This is a genomic window from Pseudomonas sp. P4_C4 (assembly GCF_056402055.1).
Genome location: NZ_JBFUID010000094.1, coordinates 1 through 16,287, shown reverse-complemented (window position 1 = coordinate 16,287; position 16,287 = coordinate 1). Strand labels below are relative to the sequence as shown.

12 protein-coding genes, 3 tRNA genes and 2 pseudogenes are annotated in these 16,287 nt (G+C 57.6%); 5 read left to right on the top strand and 12 right to left on the bottom strand.

Features of this window, described 5'->3' with window-relative positions; genetic code table 11:
- The 7 genes and pseudogenes from AC1DXW_RS29430 to AC1DXW_RS29400 all read right to left on the bottom strand — a co-directional run.
- Positions 1-187: OprD family outer membrane porin (locus AC1DXW_RS29430; RefSeq protein WP_477760805.1), on the bottom strand; the 187-nt coding region annotated here is incomplete at its 3' end.
- 231 nt (positions 188-418) lie between these two features.
- A pseudogene (locus tag AC1DXW_RS29425) lies at positions 419-532 on the bottom strand (hypothetical protein); the annotation flags it as partial.
- Positions 533-687: 155 nt separating this feature from the next.
- Entirely contained in the window at positions 688-2,034 is a 1,347-nt protein-coding gene (locus tag AC1DXW_RS29420) for an MFS transporter (RefSeq protein ID WP_477754981.1), read from the bottom strand.
- 299 nt (positions 2,035-2,333) lie between these two features.
- Positions 2,334-3,965 carry an AMP-binding protein gene (locus AC1DXW_RS29415; protein WP_477754980.1) on the bottom strand — a complete coding sequence of 544 codons (1,632 nt, stop codon included), beginning with the start codon at positions 3,963-3,965 and terminating at the stop codon, positions 2,334-2,336.
- 237 nt (positions 3,966-4,202) lie between these two features.
- Positions 4,203-4,424, bottom strand: a pseudogene (locus AC1DXW_RS29410) (integrase domain-containing protein); the annotation flags it as partial.
- Positions 4,425-5,336: 912 nt separating this feature from the next.
- Entirely contained in the window at positions 5,337-6,659 is a 1,323-nt protein-coding gene (locus AC1DXW_RS29405; RefSeq protein WP_477754979.1) for a tyrosine-type recombinase/integrase, read from the bottom strand.
- A 162-nt stretch (positions 6,660-6,821) separates the two neighbouring features.
- A tRNA-Asn gene (locus tag AC1DXW_RS29400) sits at positions 6,822-6,897 on the bottom strand.
- A 227-nt stretch (positions 6,898-7,124) separates the two neighbouring features.
- Here AC1DXW_RS29400 and AC1DXW_RS29395 point away from each other — a divergent pair.
- Positions 7,125-7,355 (top strand): hypothetical protein, encoded by a 231-nt coding sequence (locus AC1DXW_RS29395; RefSeq protein WP_477754978.1) that lies wholly within the window; start codon positions 7,125-7,127, stop codon positions 7,353-7,355.
- Here AC1DXW_RS29395 and AC1DXW_RS29390 read toward each other — a convergent pair.
- From AC1DXW_RS29390 to AC1DXW_RS29380, 3 genes are all read right to left on the bottom strand, one after another.
- Complete coding sequence (locus AC1DXW_RS29390; RefSeq protein ID WP_477754977.1) at positions 7,352-7,561, bottom strand: hypothetical protein; 210 nt, start codon at positions 7,559-7,561, stop codon at positions 7,352-7,354. The genes AC1DXW_RS29395 and AC1DXW_RS29390 overlap by 4 nt on opposite strands.
- A gap of 238 nt (positions 7,562-7,799) precedes the next feature.
- Positions 7,800-8,996, bottom strand: a complete 1,197-nt coding sequence (locus AC1DXW_RS29385; RefSeq protein WP_477754976.1) for an amino acid aminotransferase — start codon at positions 8,994-8,996, stop codon at positions 7,800-7,802.
- Between the two features lie 161 nt (positions 8,997-9,157).
- Positions 9,158-9,334 carry a hypothetical protein gene (locus AC1DXW_RS29380; RefSeq protein ID WP_477754975.1) on the bottom strand — a complete coding sequence of 59 codons (177 nt, stop codon included), beginning with the start codon at positions 9,332-9,334 and terminating at the stop codon, positions 9,158-9,160.
- On the opposite strand from AC1DXW_RS29380, the gene uvrB reads away from it, so the two are divergent.
- Positions 9,333-11,348, top strand: a complete 2,016-nt coding sequence (gene uvrB / locus AC1DXW_RS29375; protein WP_477754974.1) for an excinuclease ABC subunit UvrB — start codon at positions 9,333-9,335, stop codon at positions 11,346-11,348. The genes AC1DXW_RS29380 and uvrB overlap by 2 nt on opposite strands.
- Before the next feature lie 117 nt (positions 11,349-11,465).
- Here uvrB and AC1DXW_RS29370 read toward each other — a convergent pair whose 3' ends face one another.
- Both AC1DXW_RS29370 and AC1DXW_RS29365 read right to left on the bottom strand, forming a co-directional pair.
- Positions 11,466-13,016, bottom strand: a complete 1,551-nt coding sequence (locus AC1DXW_RS29370; protein ID WP_477760804.1) for an MDR family MFS transporter — start codon at positions 13,014-13,016, stop codon at positions 11,466-11,468.
- Positions 13,006-14,094 (bottom strand): HlyD family secretion protein, encoded by a 1,089-nt coding sequence (locus tag AC1DXW_RS29365; RefSeq protein ID WP_477760803.1) that lies wholly within the window; start codon positions 14,092-14,094, stop codon positions 13,006-13,008. Before AC1DXW_RS29365 ends, AC1DXW_RS29370 begins: the two co-directional genes overlap by 11 nt.
- A 218-nt stretch (positions 14,095-14,312) precedes the next feature.
- On the opposite strand from AC1DXW_RS29365, the gene gltX reads away from it, so the two are divergent.
- The 3 genes from gltX to AC1DXW_RS29350 all read left to right on the top strand — a co-directional run bounded on the left by gltX (position 14,313) and on the right by AC1DXW_RS29350 (position 16,280).
- A complete protein-coding gene (gltX, locus tag AC1DXW_RS29360; protein ID WP_477760802.1) occupies positions 14,313-15,794 on the top strand; it encodes a glutamate--tRNA ligase in 1,482 nt (493 codons plus the stop codon).
- 258 nt (positions 15,795-16,052) lie between these two features.
- Positions 16,053-16,128, top strand: a tRNA-Ala gene (locus tag AC1DXW_RS29355).
- A gap of 79 nt (positions 16,129-16,207) precedes the next feature.
- A tRNA-Glu gene (locus AC1DXW_RS29350) sits at positions 16,208-16,280 on the top strand.
- The last annotated feature ends 7 nt before the right edge of the window (positions 16,281-16,287 follow it).

Here is a 16,287-nt window from a genome sequence, read left to right as displayed (position 1 = left end):
ACATGAAACCCTGCGCCCACTCTTCGGTTTTCGAAGGGGCAGCGGTGCCATCACGGTTGTCGTTATTGAAGTAGAAGTTCCTCATTCCCAAGGTAGCTTTGCTATCACTTAGGAAGTCAGCAAACGCATGGCCACTTAGGGCAATGCTGCCAAACACTAAAGTTGCCGAAATTTTTTTTATGCTCACTTATAACGCTCCGATTTTTTATTTTTGTAAGTAACAGAAGCAACAAGTAAATCTTCCAAGCCAACGCAACACACACGAATCCAATGCAGAGCTCACTCACGCGAATGCATCAACTGAATATGCGCAATGGGAATGCCCTCCATTTCATCTACTGGTGCAATCCAGTTTTCTGACTCCAGATGGACTGGGGGATTTTTATCAAGGCAAACTTCCCCTTGAGTCGCTTACAACATTTTTCAGATAACCCATCATTACGGTGTTGCCCTTGAGCAGCAGCTCACCCGTTGTTTGGCCATCTTTTGGTACTGGCTGCATAGTTTCGGAGTCAGCAACCATTAAGCCTTCGAAGGCTGCCGCACGAGCCCCTTATACGTGGCAACTTGCCGCTTGTAGAGGGCGGAGACAGTATCGCCTTCGCCCAAGCCACGGTTCACCAGGACGGAGGCGAGGCGGAAGCAGCAATCGCTCTTCAAGTAAAATCGAGTGGAGTCATCCAGGCTTCACTCAGCTGAGAACGCCAGAGATTTCTTTGCTCGAGTGGAATCCGCACAAGACTGGTTGATCAATGTCACCGCCACTGCGCCTATCAAGCCGGCCAGGCCGATGGCCATGAAGTTGTGCTCAAGTGGCAGGTTCATTGACACCAGCCAGCCGATCAGCACTGGCGCAACGATCGCCCCGATGCGTCCCACACCTGACGCAAACCCGACACCCGCCGAGCGTATCGTGGAGGGGTAGAAGTCACCTGCATAGGCATAGGCCAGCAGCTGCGTACCCAGTGTGGATGCCCCAACAACGAAGACGACTGCGTACAACAGAGATACGTCGCGTGTATAGCCCATGAGGGTCAGAGCAATGGCTCCGACAATGTAGAAGCTTACCAGAACGTATTTGATGTTGAGCTTATCGGCCAGCCAACCACCACCTAGTCCTCCAGCGATCGCACCGAGGTTGAATACGATAACGAAATTGAGTGCTGAGCCCAGGCTGAAGCCAGCCATCGCCATGAGTTTGGTTAACCAGGAGTTGAGCGCGTAAACCATGAACAGACCGGTCATGAACGCTGTCCAAATCATCACCGTGCTGAAGCCACGACCATCCTTGAATAGATTGCGTACTGGGGCGTCCAGCTCAGCCAAAATCGCTAGGTTGCCGGTCATCTCAGTTTGGCTGGTGATATTCAATGTTGGCTCAATACGCAGCGCAACCTTGCGCAGCTCATCCTGACGACCTTCCTTCAGCATGTACCCGATGGAATCAGGCATGGTTTTCAGGATGAAGGGGATCAGCAGAACCGGTAGTGCGGCAACGTAGAACACCCACTGCCAACCATGGCTCTCAATTAACTGCTTGGACGTAATGGCAACTAAAATGCCGCCTACCGAGTAGCCAGCAAATACCAGAGTGACCAGGCGAGTACGGAGTTTCAAAGGGGCAAACTCACTCATTTGAGCGGTGCACACAGGCAATACGCCGCCAATACCCAAGCCGGCGATGAAGCGCATGATGCTGAAACTGACAGGGTCGTTAGTGAAACCCGCACCGGCTGTGAAAAGGCTGAACAGTGCGACGCACATAGCAACCATTTTCGGACGGCCGATACGGTCGGCAAGTGTTCCAAGGAAGATCGCTCCAAGCATCGTGCCGAATAGGGCGGAACCCGCCATGATTCCTGCGCTAGTGGGGGCAATCTGCATATCTTGCATAATAGCGGGAAGGGCCGCACCAACGATGGCGAGATCGTAACCATCGATCACAAGAATTAGCATGCACCAAAAAAGTATGAGACGGTGAAATCGGTTGAACTTTGAATTGCTGGCGAGCGCGTACACGTTAACTGTCTGCATATTATGTATCCTTCAGTATTGTTGTATTTATGAAGTGCACATCCAGTGGGGATTTCGGTATCAGGCCACTTCGTGAGAAGAGCCTCCGAGTTGGCAGTCTACAGCATGAAAATTTGGCATTCTCTGCACAGCGCAACTCGGACTTAGTAAACTACTGTCTGTATGCGTAGTGCATTAAGGCGTCATGCTCCCACAAGCATCCAAAGATTGCTTCAAGATCATCAAATACATAAATGATGAGTCATCAAAGTCGTCGCATAGTTAATTTAGAACTTTCGTGCGTTCCCGACTCTTAAGCATCAAACTTGCTGCTTAGCAATCTCCTGGTTGCGTAGGATGAAACGTTGCAGCTTGCCGCTAGGTGTTTTCGGCAATTCATTGACGAACTCGATTTCCCGGGGGTAGGCATGAGCCGCGAGGCGCTGGCGGACATGTAACCGCAATGTTTCGGCTAGTTCCGGGCTTGGTAGATATTGCTTGTTTAGTACCACGAAGGCCTTAATCAACTCTGTACGCTGCGGGTCGGGTTTTCCGATTACGGCTGCCTCAATCACGGCAGGATGCTCCACCAGCGCGCTTTCAACGTCAAACGGCCCTACCCGGTAGCCGGAGGTAGTAATTACGTCGTCATTACGGCCTACGAAGCTAATGCTGCCATCGTCGTTGAGTTCTGCTGTATCGCCGCTCAAGTAGTAACGCCCCACGAAGGCCTTGGTTGGCATGCCGAAATAACCACCGAACCAGCACTGCGGCGATTGCTCGCGATCAATTGCCAACGCACCAGGCTGGCCTGGTGGTAACTCCTGCTGCCGGTCATCAAGCACTACGATTCGATGGCCAGGGATGGCATAGCCAGCAGAGCCTTCAAGCACAGGGTGGCTCAGGCCGTGATGGTTGCTAAGCACCATGCCTAGCTCGGTCTGGCCATAGTGGTCGTGGATGACTACGCCTAAGTGCTCAGCAAACCAGTGGATGACTTGGGGATTGAGAGGCTCTCCGGCGCTGCTAACCACGCGTAATCGACCTCGGATGCTATCGGCGAATTGCATACCCGTGGAGATAAGTAACCTGAAGGCCGTCGGCGAGCCGGCGAGGTTAGTGATTGCATATTTGTTGATTACCAAACAGGTGCTATCGACCGAAAACGGGCCATCGTAAAACAATGTCGAGTGACCCAAAGCCAGTGGCGCGGTGACCGCGTAATAAAGGCCATATGCCCAGCCGGGATCGGCGAGGTTCCAAAAGCGATCATCCGCTCGCAGCTCTACTGCATCACGTATGTAACCCTTGAAAGCCAAAATGGCCCGCAATGGTACTTCCAGTGGCTTGGCTGGCCCAGTGGTGCCGGAAGTGCACATGAGCAGGAACGGGGCTTCGCCGTCCTGAAGCAACGGCTCACAGTCGTTGCTCTGGCGCTGCAGGGTACTCCAAAAATCATAATCGCCGATGCCCAGTGGATCGGCGCCAACAGTGACCACAGTCGGACAGCCGGTGACGTCGTCTAGTTTGGGCCGATTGCGCGCATCTGTGACAACCCATCGTGCGCCAGAGCAGTCCAAGCGCTGCTCAATCGCCTTAGGCCCGAACGCGGTGAACAGCGGTTGGTAGACTGCCCCTACCCTCCAAGTTCCGAGGATAGTGATCAGGAGCTCGACAGTTCGTGGCAAAAGCCCAGCGACTCGGTCACCCGGCCGGACGCCCTGCTCACGGAGGAAATTGCCAAATCGGGCGGCCTGATCCTGTAGTTCGCGGAAGGTATACTGCGAGGCGCTGCCGTCCTGCGCTTCGCAGTACAAGGCTATATCCTGGCCAGCAGCATGTCGGTCACAGCACTCCACGCAGGCGTTAAGGCCGTCCAGACTACCGTGCAGTTCTTGCGCGGCGGTTTGCAGGTAATTGAACTGGCTTGCGGCGGTATGATAATCGCGCATCCCTACATCCTATAATTGTTATTAGAGTCATTGAGACACGAGGATATCTCTGGCTTGTGTACCCAGCTATGGTCTGGCCGCTCAATGTGTCTGACCGATTTGGCCAAAACGTTAGATACGGATCATGCCTATCCAGCCGCACAGCTGGATTAGACTTATGCTCAGCCGCTCCATCGGGATGGGGCGCACCACCGCCGTCACTCTGGCATTCAGCTAGTCTTTGAGACTATCCAGGAGATAATTAAGACATCGTTCGTGCTGTTCGATCCGCGCATCGTTAAACGCTGGTCCATCCTCCGACCGACACCTGCGTACAAGCGCCTGCCAAGGATCACTGTGCGCCTTGACCGTGCCGTAATGCCCGCCGCCAAATAGATCGCGCAACGCCTGCGGTCCGGCATAACTCATTTGCCGACCATAGCCAAAATTCCGCCCAGCCCGTCTGCCTCTCAATGCCATGATCAAACTCCTCTCGAAGTCAAAACTTTTAAAACTTTCCCCACGTCATCCCGCCAAGGATGTTGAGTGTTATCAGGGATCAAGGCCCCTGCGACCTGTGAGGGTTGCCCACTAACACGGGACTGGCGGCTCTTTACGACCGGGAGCTTGGGCATCTCATGATCTGACCCCCTGAGCACTTCCGAGGAAGTGGGCGGGTGGAGGCTGCGCTGGCTGACGAGACCAGCGCCGCGAGATCCTGAGTCGGGTGAAGGCAGCGATGCGATGACCGGGGCGTGCCTGACTGTCAGTCAGGTGCAGTCCATTCCGTGGGCTGCGGCACCATCATCGGCATCGCTGTTGCTGGTGACTTCGGTGTTTGTCACGCCGATTGTCACGAGGGGAATTGCCGCAATGCCTTGTACGAGGTGGGCTGCAGCAGCGGTAGGAGCGCCCGTCTCTTTCCGGGAGAAAGAGACGGGCGCAGGTTGGCGCAATGAAATGGCCAAGCGGATAGGTTGCTGCAGGGCAGCGATGAAAGGGGATGAGTTGCCGCAGTGGGCACACTGGTAAAAGTAGGCATCCATCACATCGCTGTGACCGTGCGAGCCGCCGGACGCTAATCGCACTTGGGGGAGAACCACCACGGTGTGGCGTAGCCTTAAAGGTTCGGGCTACCTGGGTTGCTGTCAATGACAGCGCTTTGCCCGATCTTTTCTACGCCTGTGGAGAATTTGGGTCAAGGCTCGGGTTTTTGGGAGTTCTGCGGCTGTGGATGAAATTATCCACTAATGGAAAACCGTGGTTTTCCACAGATAATTGCGTGGGCTTTAGATTTTTTAAGTGAGGTCCATCCAAGCAGGGCGGCTTTGCAGCCCTGCTTGGATGGACCCGCGTGGACAAGCGGATCACTGAGATATGAGAACCGAGCGCTTACTCAATTGCGCCACGTTTTGCTTTTAGTCGAGTGACATTCGCACCCGTCTGATTGGCGAATTCGCGTGGGCTGACATGCTTCTGCTGATTAGCCTCAAGGTAGCGACTCCACCAGTTCATGATCAGTCTGCGCTCCTCAATGAACTCAGCCTTGTGGATGTAGGCCGCTCGGACGTTGTTGCGTTCCTTGTGGCTCATCTGCCGCTCGATGGCTGTGTCCGTCCACAAACCTGACTCGATCAGTGCGCTGCAGGCCATCGAACGAAACCCATGCCCACAGATCTCGGATTTGGTGTCGTACCCCATCTTCCGAAGCGCGCTGTTCACCGTGTTTTCGGACATTGGTTTCCAAGACTTGGTATCGCCTGCGAACACCAAGTCAAATTTGCCTGTGATTGCGTTGATCTGCTCGAGCAGGGCGATCGCTTGCGGCGATAAGGGTACAAGATGGATATCCCCTGCCATCTTCGTACCCCTTGTGGAAAAGGGTACGCCTTCCAACGCTGGTCGCGTGTCCGGTATTTCCCAGACGCCACGTTTGAGGTCGAACTCGCTCCAGCGGGCGAAGCGCAGCTCGCTGGATCGTACAAACACGTGCAGCGACAGCAAGACCGTCAGCCGGGTAAGTGCACGGCCTTTATAGGTGTCGATCCGTTCCTGCAATTCCGGCAAGCGCGATAAGGATAAGGCGGGGCGGTGAACGACCCGCGAGGCTTTGATCGAGCCAACGAGGTCGTAAGCAGGGTTTACGGTGATAAGCCGGAGGCGCTTTGCCTCGCGCATGATGCTCTGCAGGTAGTTTTGTACCCTTAAAGCAATGTCTATCGTTCCGCGCTTCTTAATCGCTTCCAGGGGCCGCATAAGATCGTGGGTATCGAGGTCGACAATGGCGCGGGCGCCGATCAGCGGGAAGAGGTGAGTTTTGAGGCGACTCATCACTGTCTTGGAATAGTCCGGTGCCCACTTGGCTGACATTTCCGTGTGCCAGCCGAGGGCAACGCTTTCAAAGGTGCGGCCTTTGATCAGAGCGTCCGTCTTGGCTTGGTTCTTGGCTCCTATGGGGTCAATGCCATCCGCCAGCATTCGCTTGACCTGCAAGCGTTTGCGGCGCGCATCGGCGAGGCCAACGATGGGGTAGTTGCCGAATGAGGTCAGTCCTTCCCGTCCGTCAGGTTTGACGTAACGGAGCCGCCAGCCTTTACGGCCATTGGGTTGGACTAGAAGGTAAAGGCCATCCCCGTCGAAAAGCTTGTAGGCGCGGTCTGTGGGCTTGGCCGAACGGCAAGCGGAGTCGGAGAGTGGAGCAGTAGTGCGCGACATAAGGGTACTCCCTTTTATCGAACTGACCTTTATCCCTAACTCTACCCTTAAAACGGCTGGTACCCACCGGAATCCGACGGAACGCCAAAACGAAAAAACCCGCCAGAAGGCGGGTTTTTCGGGGGTTTCAGAGACTTTATTAGCCTTCTCTGGAACCTTGTCTGGCTCCACGACCTGGACTCGAACCAGGGACCCAGTGATTAACAGTCACTTGCTCTACCAACTGAGCTATCGCGGAATGGCGCGTATCTTACTGATTCAAAAAGAGAAGTCAAGCATTGAATGACAATTGGAGCGAATCATCAGGACGGGCGGTGGTTTAGCGGCGATTGGCGGTTACCAGGATCGCCCCAGAGGTCTACCATGGCCGCCCGGAAGTGGTGACACGCGCTGCCGGCCATTCGCCGAAAAGGTACGCGCCATGAATCATTTGACCCTCACACCTCGACACCACGGGGTGCACCCATGAGCATCGCTCAGATCAGCCTGCCCAAAGGTGTCGGCCCCCACGCCGAAAAGTTGTTCGACGCCATCACTCAGGCCGGCACCGCTGAAGCATTGAACCGCGCTGGCGGCAAGGCCGAAGGTTTTGTCCTGGGGCTGGAAAGCACTAAAGCGATCAAGAGCCAGGTCGCGGAATCGCTGTATGTCGCCTACGACGACGCTGCCAGCCAGCGTGCGACCGAACTGGCTTAACCGCCGAAGGTAATCGTGCCAAGCATCAGTTTGGCGTAGAGCGCCGTGGCCCCCATTTGCACCAGCCACAGGGCCAAGCCGCCGAGAAACACACCGGCGGCCACTTGCATCACCAGGTTGTTGCCGCGCTTTGTCGGGGGGCGGGGGATGAAGTGATCCAGGTCATCCAGGTCATCGCGGTCGGCGCGAAGGTCATCGTTTTTCATGTGGGTTCTCGCAGGAATTCCAGGGTGTACACAAAACCTGTAGGAGCGAGCCTGCTCGCGATGGCAACAGCACATTCACCATCAGTGGTGACTGGTACATCGCTATCGCGAGCAGGCTCGCTCCCACATTTTGGATTGTGTGGAGTTTAGAGGGCTGAGCCCGTGCTTTGAGATTTATCTGCGACAAATAAAAAACGGGAAGCCCCATGGCTTCCCGTTTTTCGTATCACGACGCGATTCAGATCACCTGAACGATGGCATCCGTAACGGCCTTGATGTTGCTCTGGTTCAGCGCGGCCACACAGATGCGGCCGGTGTCCAGGGCGTAGATGCCGAACTCGTTGCGCAAGCGGTGAACCTGCTCAACGCTCAAGCCGGAGTACGAGAACATGCCGCACTGACGACCGACGAAGCTGAAATCGCGCTGAGGCGCTTTTTGTGCCAGCAGATCGACCATCTGGGTGCGCATGCCACGAATGCGCAGGCGCATCTCGGCCAGTTCGGCTTCCCACTGGGCGCGCAGTTCCGGGCTGTTCAGTACGGCAGCAACAACGCTGGCGCCGTGGGTCGGTGGGTTGGAGTAGTTGGTGCGGATCACGCGTTTGACTTGCGACAGCACGCGCGCGCTTTCTTCTTTCGATTCGCTGACGATCGACAGGGCACCCACGCGCTCACCGTACAGCGAGAACGATTTGGAGAACGAGCTGGAAGCGAAGAAGGTCAGGCCCGACTCGGCGAACAGACGCACGGCAGCGGCGTCTTCGTCGATGCCATCGCCGAAACCTTGATACGCCATGTCGAGGAATGGTACGTGGCCTTTGGCTTTAACGACTTCCAGGACGTTTTTCCAGTCGGCCGGGCTCAGGTCCACGCCAGTCGGGTTGTGGCAGCAGGCGTGCAGCACAATGATCGAGCCGTTTGGCAGCGCGTTCAGGTCTTCCAGCATGCCGGTACGATTCACGTCGTGGGTCGCGGCGTCGTAGTAACGGTAGTTCTGTACCGGGAAACCGGCGGTTTCGAACAGCGCGCGGTGGTTTTCCCAGCTCGGATCGCTGATTGCCACAACGGCGTTCGGCAGCAGTTGCTTGAGGAAATCGGCACCGATTTTCAGAGCACCAGTACCGCCAACGGCCTGGGTGGTGATGACGCGGCCAGCGGCGATCAGCGGCGAGTCATTGCCGAACAGCAATTTCTGCACGGCCTGGTCGTAGGCGGCGATGCCGTCGATTGGCAGGTAGCCACGGGAAAGGTGTTGAGCGGCGCGAATGGTTTCGGCTTCGACAACGGCGCGCAGGAGTGGAATTCGCCCCTCCTCGTTGCAGTAAACACCGACCCCCAGGTTGACCTTGTTGGTACGGGTATCGGCGTTGAATGCTTCGTTGAGGCCCAGGATTGGATCGCGTGGTGCCATTTCGACAGCGGAGAACAGGCTCATTATTGCGGCGGCTCTGAATGGAGAGTGGAGGGACGTGTCGCGCTCCAGCCGAATGCACTAGAGCGGTGCACAAACGGGGAGCTAGTATAGAGGCCATCGGCGATTGCTGGCGACAGGCGATTCGGCTTTTCGGTTAAGTTTTTCCGATTATTTTTCGACCGTTAGTCGATTGGTCGTGTCGGAGACTTTACCGGATGTAGGACGTTTGCCTTGAAAGCGCTGGCAATCGGCTCCACATTGAGCACAATCCAGTTTTTTTTCTCGGGCGACATCGGTCGTTTGCGGTCTTTCTCGTTCGTGCCGGTTTTGCCGGCAAGAGTGATCCAGAGGTATTTCATGTCTGAATTCCAGCTAGTCACCCGTTTCGAGCCCGCCGGCGATCAGCCGGAAGCCATCCGCCTGATGGTCGAGGGTATCGAGGCCGGGCTGGCGCACCAGACGCTGCTCGGTGTGACCGGCTCGGGCAAGACCTTCAGCATCGCCAATGTGATCGCCCAGGTGCAGCGCCCAACTCTGGTGCTGGCGCCGAACAAGACCCTGGCGGCGCAGTTGTACGGTGAGTTCAAGGCGTTCTTCCCGAACAACGCGGTGGAGTATTTCGTTTCCTACTACGACTACTACCAGCCCGAAGCCTATGTGCCGTCGTCGGACACCTTCATCGAGAAAGACGCCTCGATCAACGACCACATCGAACAGATGCGTTTGTCGGCGACCAAGGCATTGCTTGAGCGCAAGGACGCGATCATCGTCACCACGGTGTCCTGCATCTACGGCCTGGGCAGCCCGGAAACCTATTTGAAAATGGTGTTGCACGTGGATCGCGGCGACCGGCTCGATCAGCGTGAATTGCTGCGACGCCTGGCGGACCTGCAATACACCCGCAACGACATGGATTTTGCCCGCGCGACCTTCCGCGTGCGTGGCGATGTGATCGATATCCACCCGGCGGAATCCGATTTCGAGGCGATCCGCATCGAGCTGTTCGACGATGAAGTGGAAAGCCTGTCGGCGTTCGATCCGCTGACCGGCGAAGTCATTCGCAAACTGCCGCGTTTCACCTTCTACCCGAAGAGCCACTACGTGACGCCACGGGAAACCCTGATGGGCGCGGTCGAAGGGATCAAGGTCGAGTTGCAGGAGCGCCTGGAATACTTGCGCTCCAACAACAAACTGGTGGAAGCCCAGCGCCTGGAGCAGCGCACCCGTTTCGACCTGGAGATGATCCTCGAACTGGGTTACTGCAACGGCATCGAAAACTACTCGCGCTATCTGTCCGGTCGTGAAGCCGGCGCGGCGCCACCAACCCTTTACGATTACCTGCCGGCCGATGCCTTGCTGGTGATCGATGAGTCCCACGTCAGCGTTCCGCAGGTTGGCGCCATGTACAAGGGCGACCGCTCGCGCAAGGAAACCCTGGTCGAATACGGTTTCCGCCTGCCTTCGGCCCTGGACAACCGGCCGATGCGTTTCGATGAGTGGGAAAGCATCAGCCCACAGACGATTTTCGTCTCGGCGACCCCGGGCAACTACGAAGCCGAACACGCCGGGCGCGTCATTGACATGGTGGTGCGCCCGACCGGGCTGGTGGACCCACAAATCGAGATTCGCCCGGCACTGACCCAGGTCGACGACTTGCTGTCGGAAATCAGCAAGCGCGTCGCAGTCGAGGAGCGGGTGCTCGTCACCACGCTGACCAAGCGCATGGCCGAGGATTTGACCGATTACCTGGCGGATCACGGCGTGCGCGTGCGTTATCTGCACTCGGACATCGACACCGTGGAGCGGGTCGAGATCATCCGCGACCTGCGCCTCGGCACCTTCGATGTGCTGGTGGGCATCAACCTGTTGCGTGAAGGCCTGGACATGCCGGAAGTCTCGCTGGTAGCGATCCTCGATGCCGACAAGGAAGGCTTCCTGCGGTCCGAGCGCTCGCTGATCCAGACCATTGGGCGCGCGGCACGTAACCTCAATGGCCGGGCGATTCTCTATGCCGACCGCATTACCGGATCCATGGAACGGGCGATCGGTGAAACCGAGCGTCGTCGCGACAAGCAGATCGCCTTCAACCTGGCCAATGGCATCACGCCCAAAGGCGTGTTCAAGGACGTTGCCGACATCATGGAAGGCGCCACCGTGCCCGGTTCGCGCAGCAAGAAGCGCAAAGGCATGGCCAAGGCCGCCGAGGAAAACGCCCGATACGAAGCGGAATTGCGCTCGCCGGGCGAGATCGCCAAGCGTATCAAAGCCCTGGAAGAGAAGATGTATGCGTTGGCGCGTGATCTGGAGTTTGAAGCAGCGGCGCAGATGCGCGACGAGATTACCAAGTTGCGCGAGCGGTTGATCACTGTTTGATTTGTAGTGTCTGAACTGGCCTCATCGCGAGCAWGCTCGCTCCCACAGGGATCACACTGAACCCTGTGGGAGCGAGCTTGCTCGCGATGAGGCCAGTCAGGGCGCAGTAAATATCAACTAGTGAGCCTCGCCAGCCTTCAACCCCTCCGGCAATTTCCTGGTCAGCAACACCGCCAGCATGCTGATCCCCAGCGCGATCCCGACAAAATGAAACGCATCGTTATAGGCCATGATCGACGCCTGTTGATGCGCGATCTCGCTGAGTTTGCCCAGTGCCGCCGTTTCACTGCCCAGTCGGTCGGTCAACGAGGTAATGCGCTCGGCCACCTGCGGATTGCTCGGCACGATCGACTCACGCAAGTAGTCAAAGTAAACCTTGGTCCGCGCATCCAGTAGCGTGGCGAGCAGGGCGATGCCGATGGCCCCGCCGAGGTTGCGCAGGATGTTGAACAGGCTCGATGCCGATCCCGCATCCTGGGGCAGGATGTAGGCGGTCGCGATCAGCGAGATGGTGACCATGATCAGCGGCTGGCCCAGGGCGCGGATGATCTGGATCTGATTGAACTGTGGCCCGGCAAAGTCCGGGTTCAGCACGCCCGAAGAGAAGCTCGCCAACCCGAATAGCCCGAAGCCCAGCGTGCACAGCCATTTTGGCGAGACGAACTTCATCAGCTTGGGCACCAGCGGGATCAGAAACAGCTGCGGCACGCCCATCCACATGATCACTTCGCCAATCTGCAGGGCGTTGTAGTTCTGGATCTGCGCCAGGTACAGCGGCAGCAGGTAGATCGAGCCGTACAACCCGACCCCCATTCCGACGCTGGAAATACTGGATAGCCCGAAGTTGCGGTTGCCGAGGATGCCGAGATTGATCAGCGGATTGGGTTTGGAAAACTGCACGATCACAAAGGTGATCAGGCTGACCAGCGCGATGCTGCCCAGGGTCACGATCAGGTTCGACTCCAGCCAGTCCTTGCGATGGCCTTCCTCCAGAAAAACCTGCAAACAACCAAGCCCGACGCCGAGTGTGAGAATGCCGGCGTAGTCGGTGCTTTTCAGCAACTCCCAGTGCGCTTCTTTCTTCTCCAGGCCGTACATCAGGCCGGCGATCATGATCAGGCCGGGCGGGACGTTGATGTAGAAGATGTATTCCCAGCCCCAGTTTTCCGTCAGCCAGCCGCCGAGGGTCGGGCCGATGGAGGGGGCGAAGGTGGCGGTCATGGCGAACATGGCCATGCCCTTGGCGCGGTGGTGTTCCGGGAGTTTGATCAGGGTCAGGGTGAATGCCAGCGGGATCAGCGCGCCGCCGGTAAAGCCCTGCAAGGCGCGAAACATGATCATGCTTTCCAGGCTCCAGGCCATGGAGCAGAGCAGGGAGGCCGCTAGAAACCCGAGGGACACCCACACGGCAAGCCGTCGCGCCGACAGCAACTGCACCAGCCAGGCGGTGAGCGGGATCATGATGATTTCCGCCACCAGGTACGAGGTGGAGATCCACGAACCTTCTTCCAGGGTCGCCGACAGCGCGCCCTGGATGTCCTTGAGCGAGGAGTTGGTGATCTGGATGTCCAGCACCGCCATGAAGGCGCCGAGCATCACGCTCATCACCGCAATCCAGTCCCGCCGGGTCGGTTCGCCGATCGGGCGGATCAGTTGATCACCGGCCATTGTCAGCGGCGTCTTTGCTGCTCACTTTGCTGGTGACATCTTCAGGCGCGTCCTTGATGTTCACCTTGGCGGTCACTGACATGCCCGGACGAATCTTGCCGCGCAACGGGTTGTCCGCGGCGAAGGTCAGTTTTACCGGAATCCGTTGTACGACCTTGGTGAAGTTGCCCGTGGCATTGTCCGGCGGCAACAGGCTGAACTGCGCACCCGAGGCGGCGAACAGGCTGTCGACCCGGGCTTCGATAGGGGTGTCGCTGTAGGCGTCGAAGGTCAGCTCGGCTTTCTGGCCGGGCTGCATGTGGCCGATCTGGGTTTCCTTGAAATTGGCCTGAATCCAGATGTCTTCATCCGGCACGATCGATAACAGGTAAGCGCCGGCCTGCACGTATTGGCCTTCGCGGGCTGCACGCTGGCCGATCAGGCCGCTGATAGGTGCGTGGATTTCGCTGCGGGTCAGGTTCAGTTCTGCCTGGGCGAGGTCGGTCCTGGCGTTGGCGATCTGCGCGTCGAGGCGTTTGATCTCGGCGGTCAGTGCATTGACCTGCTGGCGCTGACTTTGCGCGTCGGCCTGGGCCTTGGCCACTTGCGAGCGGGYAATGTGGGATTCGGCGGAGAGGGTGGTCACCCGTTCTTCCGAGACATAACCGGGTTTGCGCAAGGTCTCGGCGCGGGTCAGGTCGATCTGCGAACGGCCCAGGCTGACCTGGCTGGACGCGACTTGCGCTTCGCTGGCGGCAATCAGGCTGGCCTGCTGGGTCAGTTTGCTCTGGGCTTGCAGGCGCTCGGCCTGGCGGGTGGCCAGGGCGGCATTGGCGCGGTCGACAGCGAGGCGGAAGTCGTCGCCTTCGAGTTTGACCAGCAACTGGCCTTTCTCGACATGCTGGTTGTCCTGCACCAGCACCTGATCGATACGCGCGCCCAATTGGCTCGACACACGGGTGATCTCGCCCTGGACATAAGCGTTGTCGGTGCTTTCATAAAAGCGCCCCTTTAAAAACCAGTGGGCAAACAGGCCCCCGGCAATCAACAGGATGATCAGCAGGAAAAAGGACAGGCGACGCTTGAGTTGGGCAGGCATGGGGAAAACTGTAGTCGAGAAATTGTAAGGGAAGTTATCAGCAGGTGAATCTGGCATACAGCCGATAAACGGTAAATGCCGTCGGCCGATATCCGCGGCATACGGGTGTTACAGCCGCAACCTTGGCTTAAATGCCCTGTTCGCTGGAGCCGGGCGGGTGTCGCCTGTTACCATTCGCGCCTTGTTTGAACTTTGCTTTTTTCTTTTCGAGACATGCCATGACCACCGTCCGCACTCGCATCGCGCCATCGCCTACCGGGGATCCCCACGTAGGTACCGCTTACATCGCCTTGTTCAACTACTGCTTTGCCAAGCAGCACGGCGGTGAGTTCATCCTGCGGATCGAAGACACCGACCAACTGCGTTCGACCCGCGAGTCCGAACAGCAGATTTTCGACGCCTTGCGCTGGCTCGGCATCGAATGGAGCGAAGGCCCTGACGTCGGCGGCCCGCACGGTCCATACCGTCAAAGCGAGCGCGGCGATATTTATCAGAAGTATTGCCAGCAACTGGTCGACCTGGGCCATGCGTTCCCGTGCTTCTGCACCGCCGAAGAACTGGACCAGATGCGCGCCGAGCAGATGGCCCGTGGCGAAACCCCGCGCTACGACGGCCGCGCGCTGCTGCTGTCCAAGGAAGAAGTCGCCCGTCGCCTGGCCGCTGGTGAGCCCCACGTTATCCGCATGAAGGTGCCGAGCGAAGGCGTCTGCGTGGTGCCGGACATGCTGCGCGGTGACGTTGAAATCCCGTGGGACCGCATGGACATGCAAGTCCTGATGAAGACCGACGGCCTGCCGACGTACTTCCTGGCCAACGTGGTCGACGATCACCTGATGGGCATCACCCATGTCTTGCGCGGCGAAGAGTGGCTGCCATCGGCACCGAAGCTGATCCTGCTTTACGAGTACTTCGGCTGGGAACAACCGGAGCTGTGCTACATGCCGCTGCTGCGTAACCCGGACAAAAGCAAGCTGTCCAAGCGCAAGAACCCGACTTCGGTGACGTTCTACGAGCGCATGGGCTTCATGCCCGAAGCGATGCTCAACTACCTGGGCCGCATGGGCTGGTCGATGCCGGACGAGCGCGAGAAGTTCTCGTTGCAGGAAATGGTCGACAACTTCGATCTGAAGCGCGTGTCCCTCGGCGGGCCGATCTTTGACATCGAGAAACTGTCCTGGCTCAACGGTCAGTGGCTGCGTGACCTGCCGGTGGAAGAGTTCGCTGCGCGCGTGCAGAAGTGGGCGTTCAATTCCGATTACATGATGAAGATCGCACCGCACGTGCAGGGCCGCGTCGAAACCTTCAGCCAGGTGGCACCGCTGGCCGGGTTCTTCTTTGCCGGTGGCGTGAACCCCGATGCCAGGCTGTTCGAATCCAAGAAGCTGTCGGGCGATCAGGTCCGCCAGTTGATGCAGTTGATCCTGTGGAAGCTCGAAAGCCTGCGTCAGTGGGAGAAGGACAGCATCACCGCAACCATTCAGGCGGTGGTCGAGTCCCTGGAGCTGAAGCTGCGTGATGCCATGCCGCTGATGTTCGCTGCGATCACCGGCCAGGCCAGTTCGGTGTCGGTGCTCGATGCGATGGAAATCCTCGGGCCGGACCTGACCCGTTTCCGTCTGCGCCAAGCGATCGACCTGCTGGGCGGTGTGTCGAAGAAAGAAAACAAAGAGTGGGAAAAGCTGTTGGGCGCTATCGCTTAAGCGCTTGCGGTCTACTGTAGGAGCTGCCGAAGGCTGCGATCTTTTGATCTTGTTTTCAAAAAGCAAAGCCAAAAGATCGCAGGCTGCGCCAGCTCCTACAGGTCTGCGTTGGTTGCAAACCTCCCGGATTTTCCGGGGGAGGGCGGTAAGTGATTGTTATGTCGGCAAAAAATTTTAAATTTTTTGAAAAATAAGTTTGACAGGCTTTCGATACACCCTTAAGATTCGCCCCGTCCTCAGCGATGACATCAACGATGAGGGGCTATAGCTCAGCTGGGAGAGCGCYTGCATGGCATGCARGAGGTCRRCGGTTCGATCCCGYYTAGCTCCACCAATTTACASTTCAAGGYCTGGCCACACCGGYCTTGAAKCGATCARCWCTCAGCRYTGATCWGTTGTATAGAAGGGTTTGCGTCCCCTTCGTCTAGTGGCCTAGGACACCGCCCTTTCACGGCGGTAACAGGGGTTCGAGTCCCCTAGGGGACGCGGACGC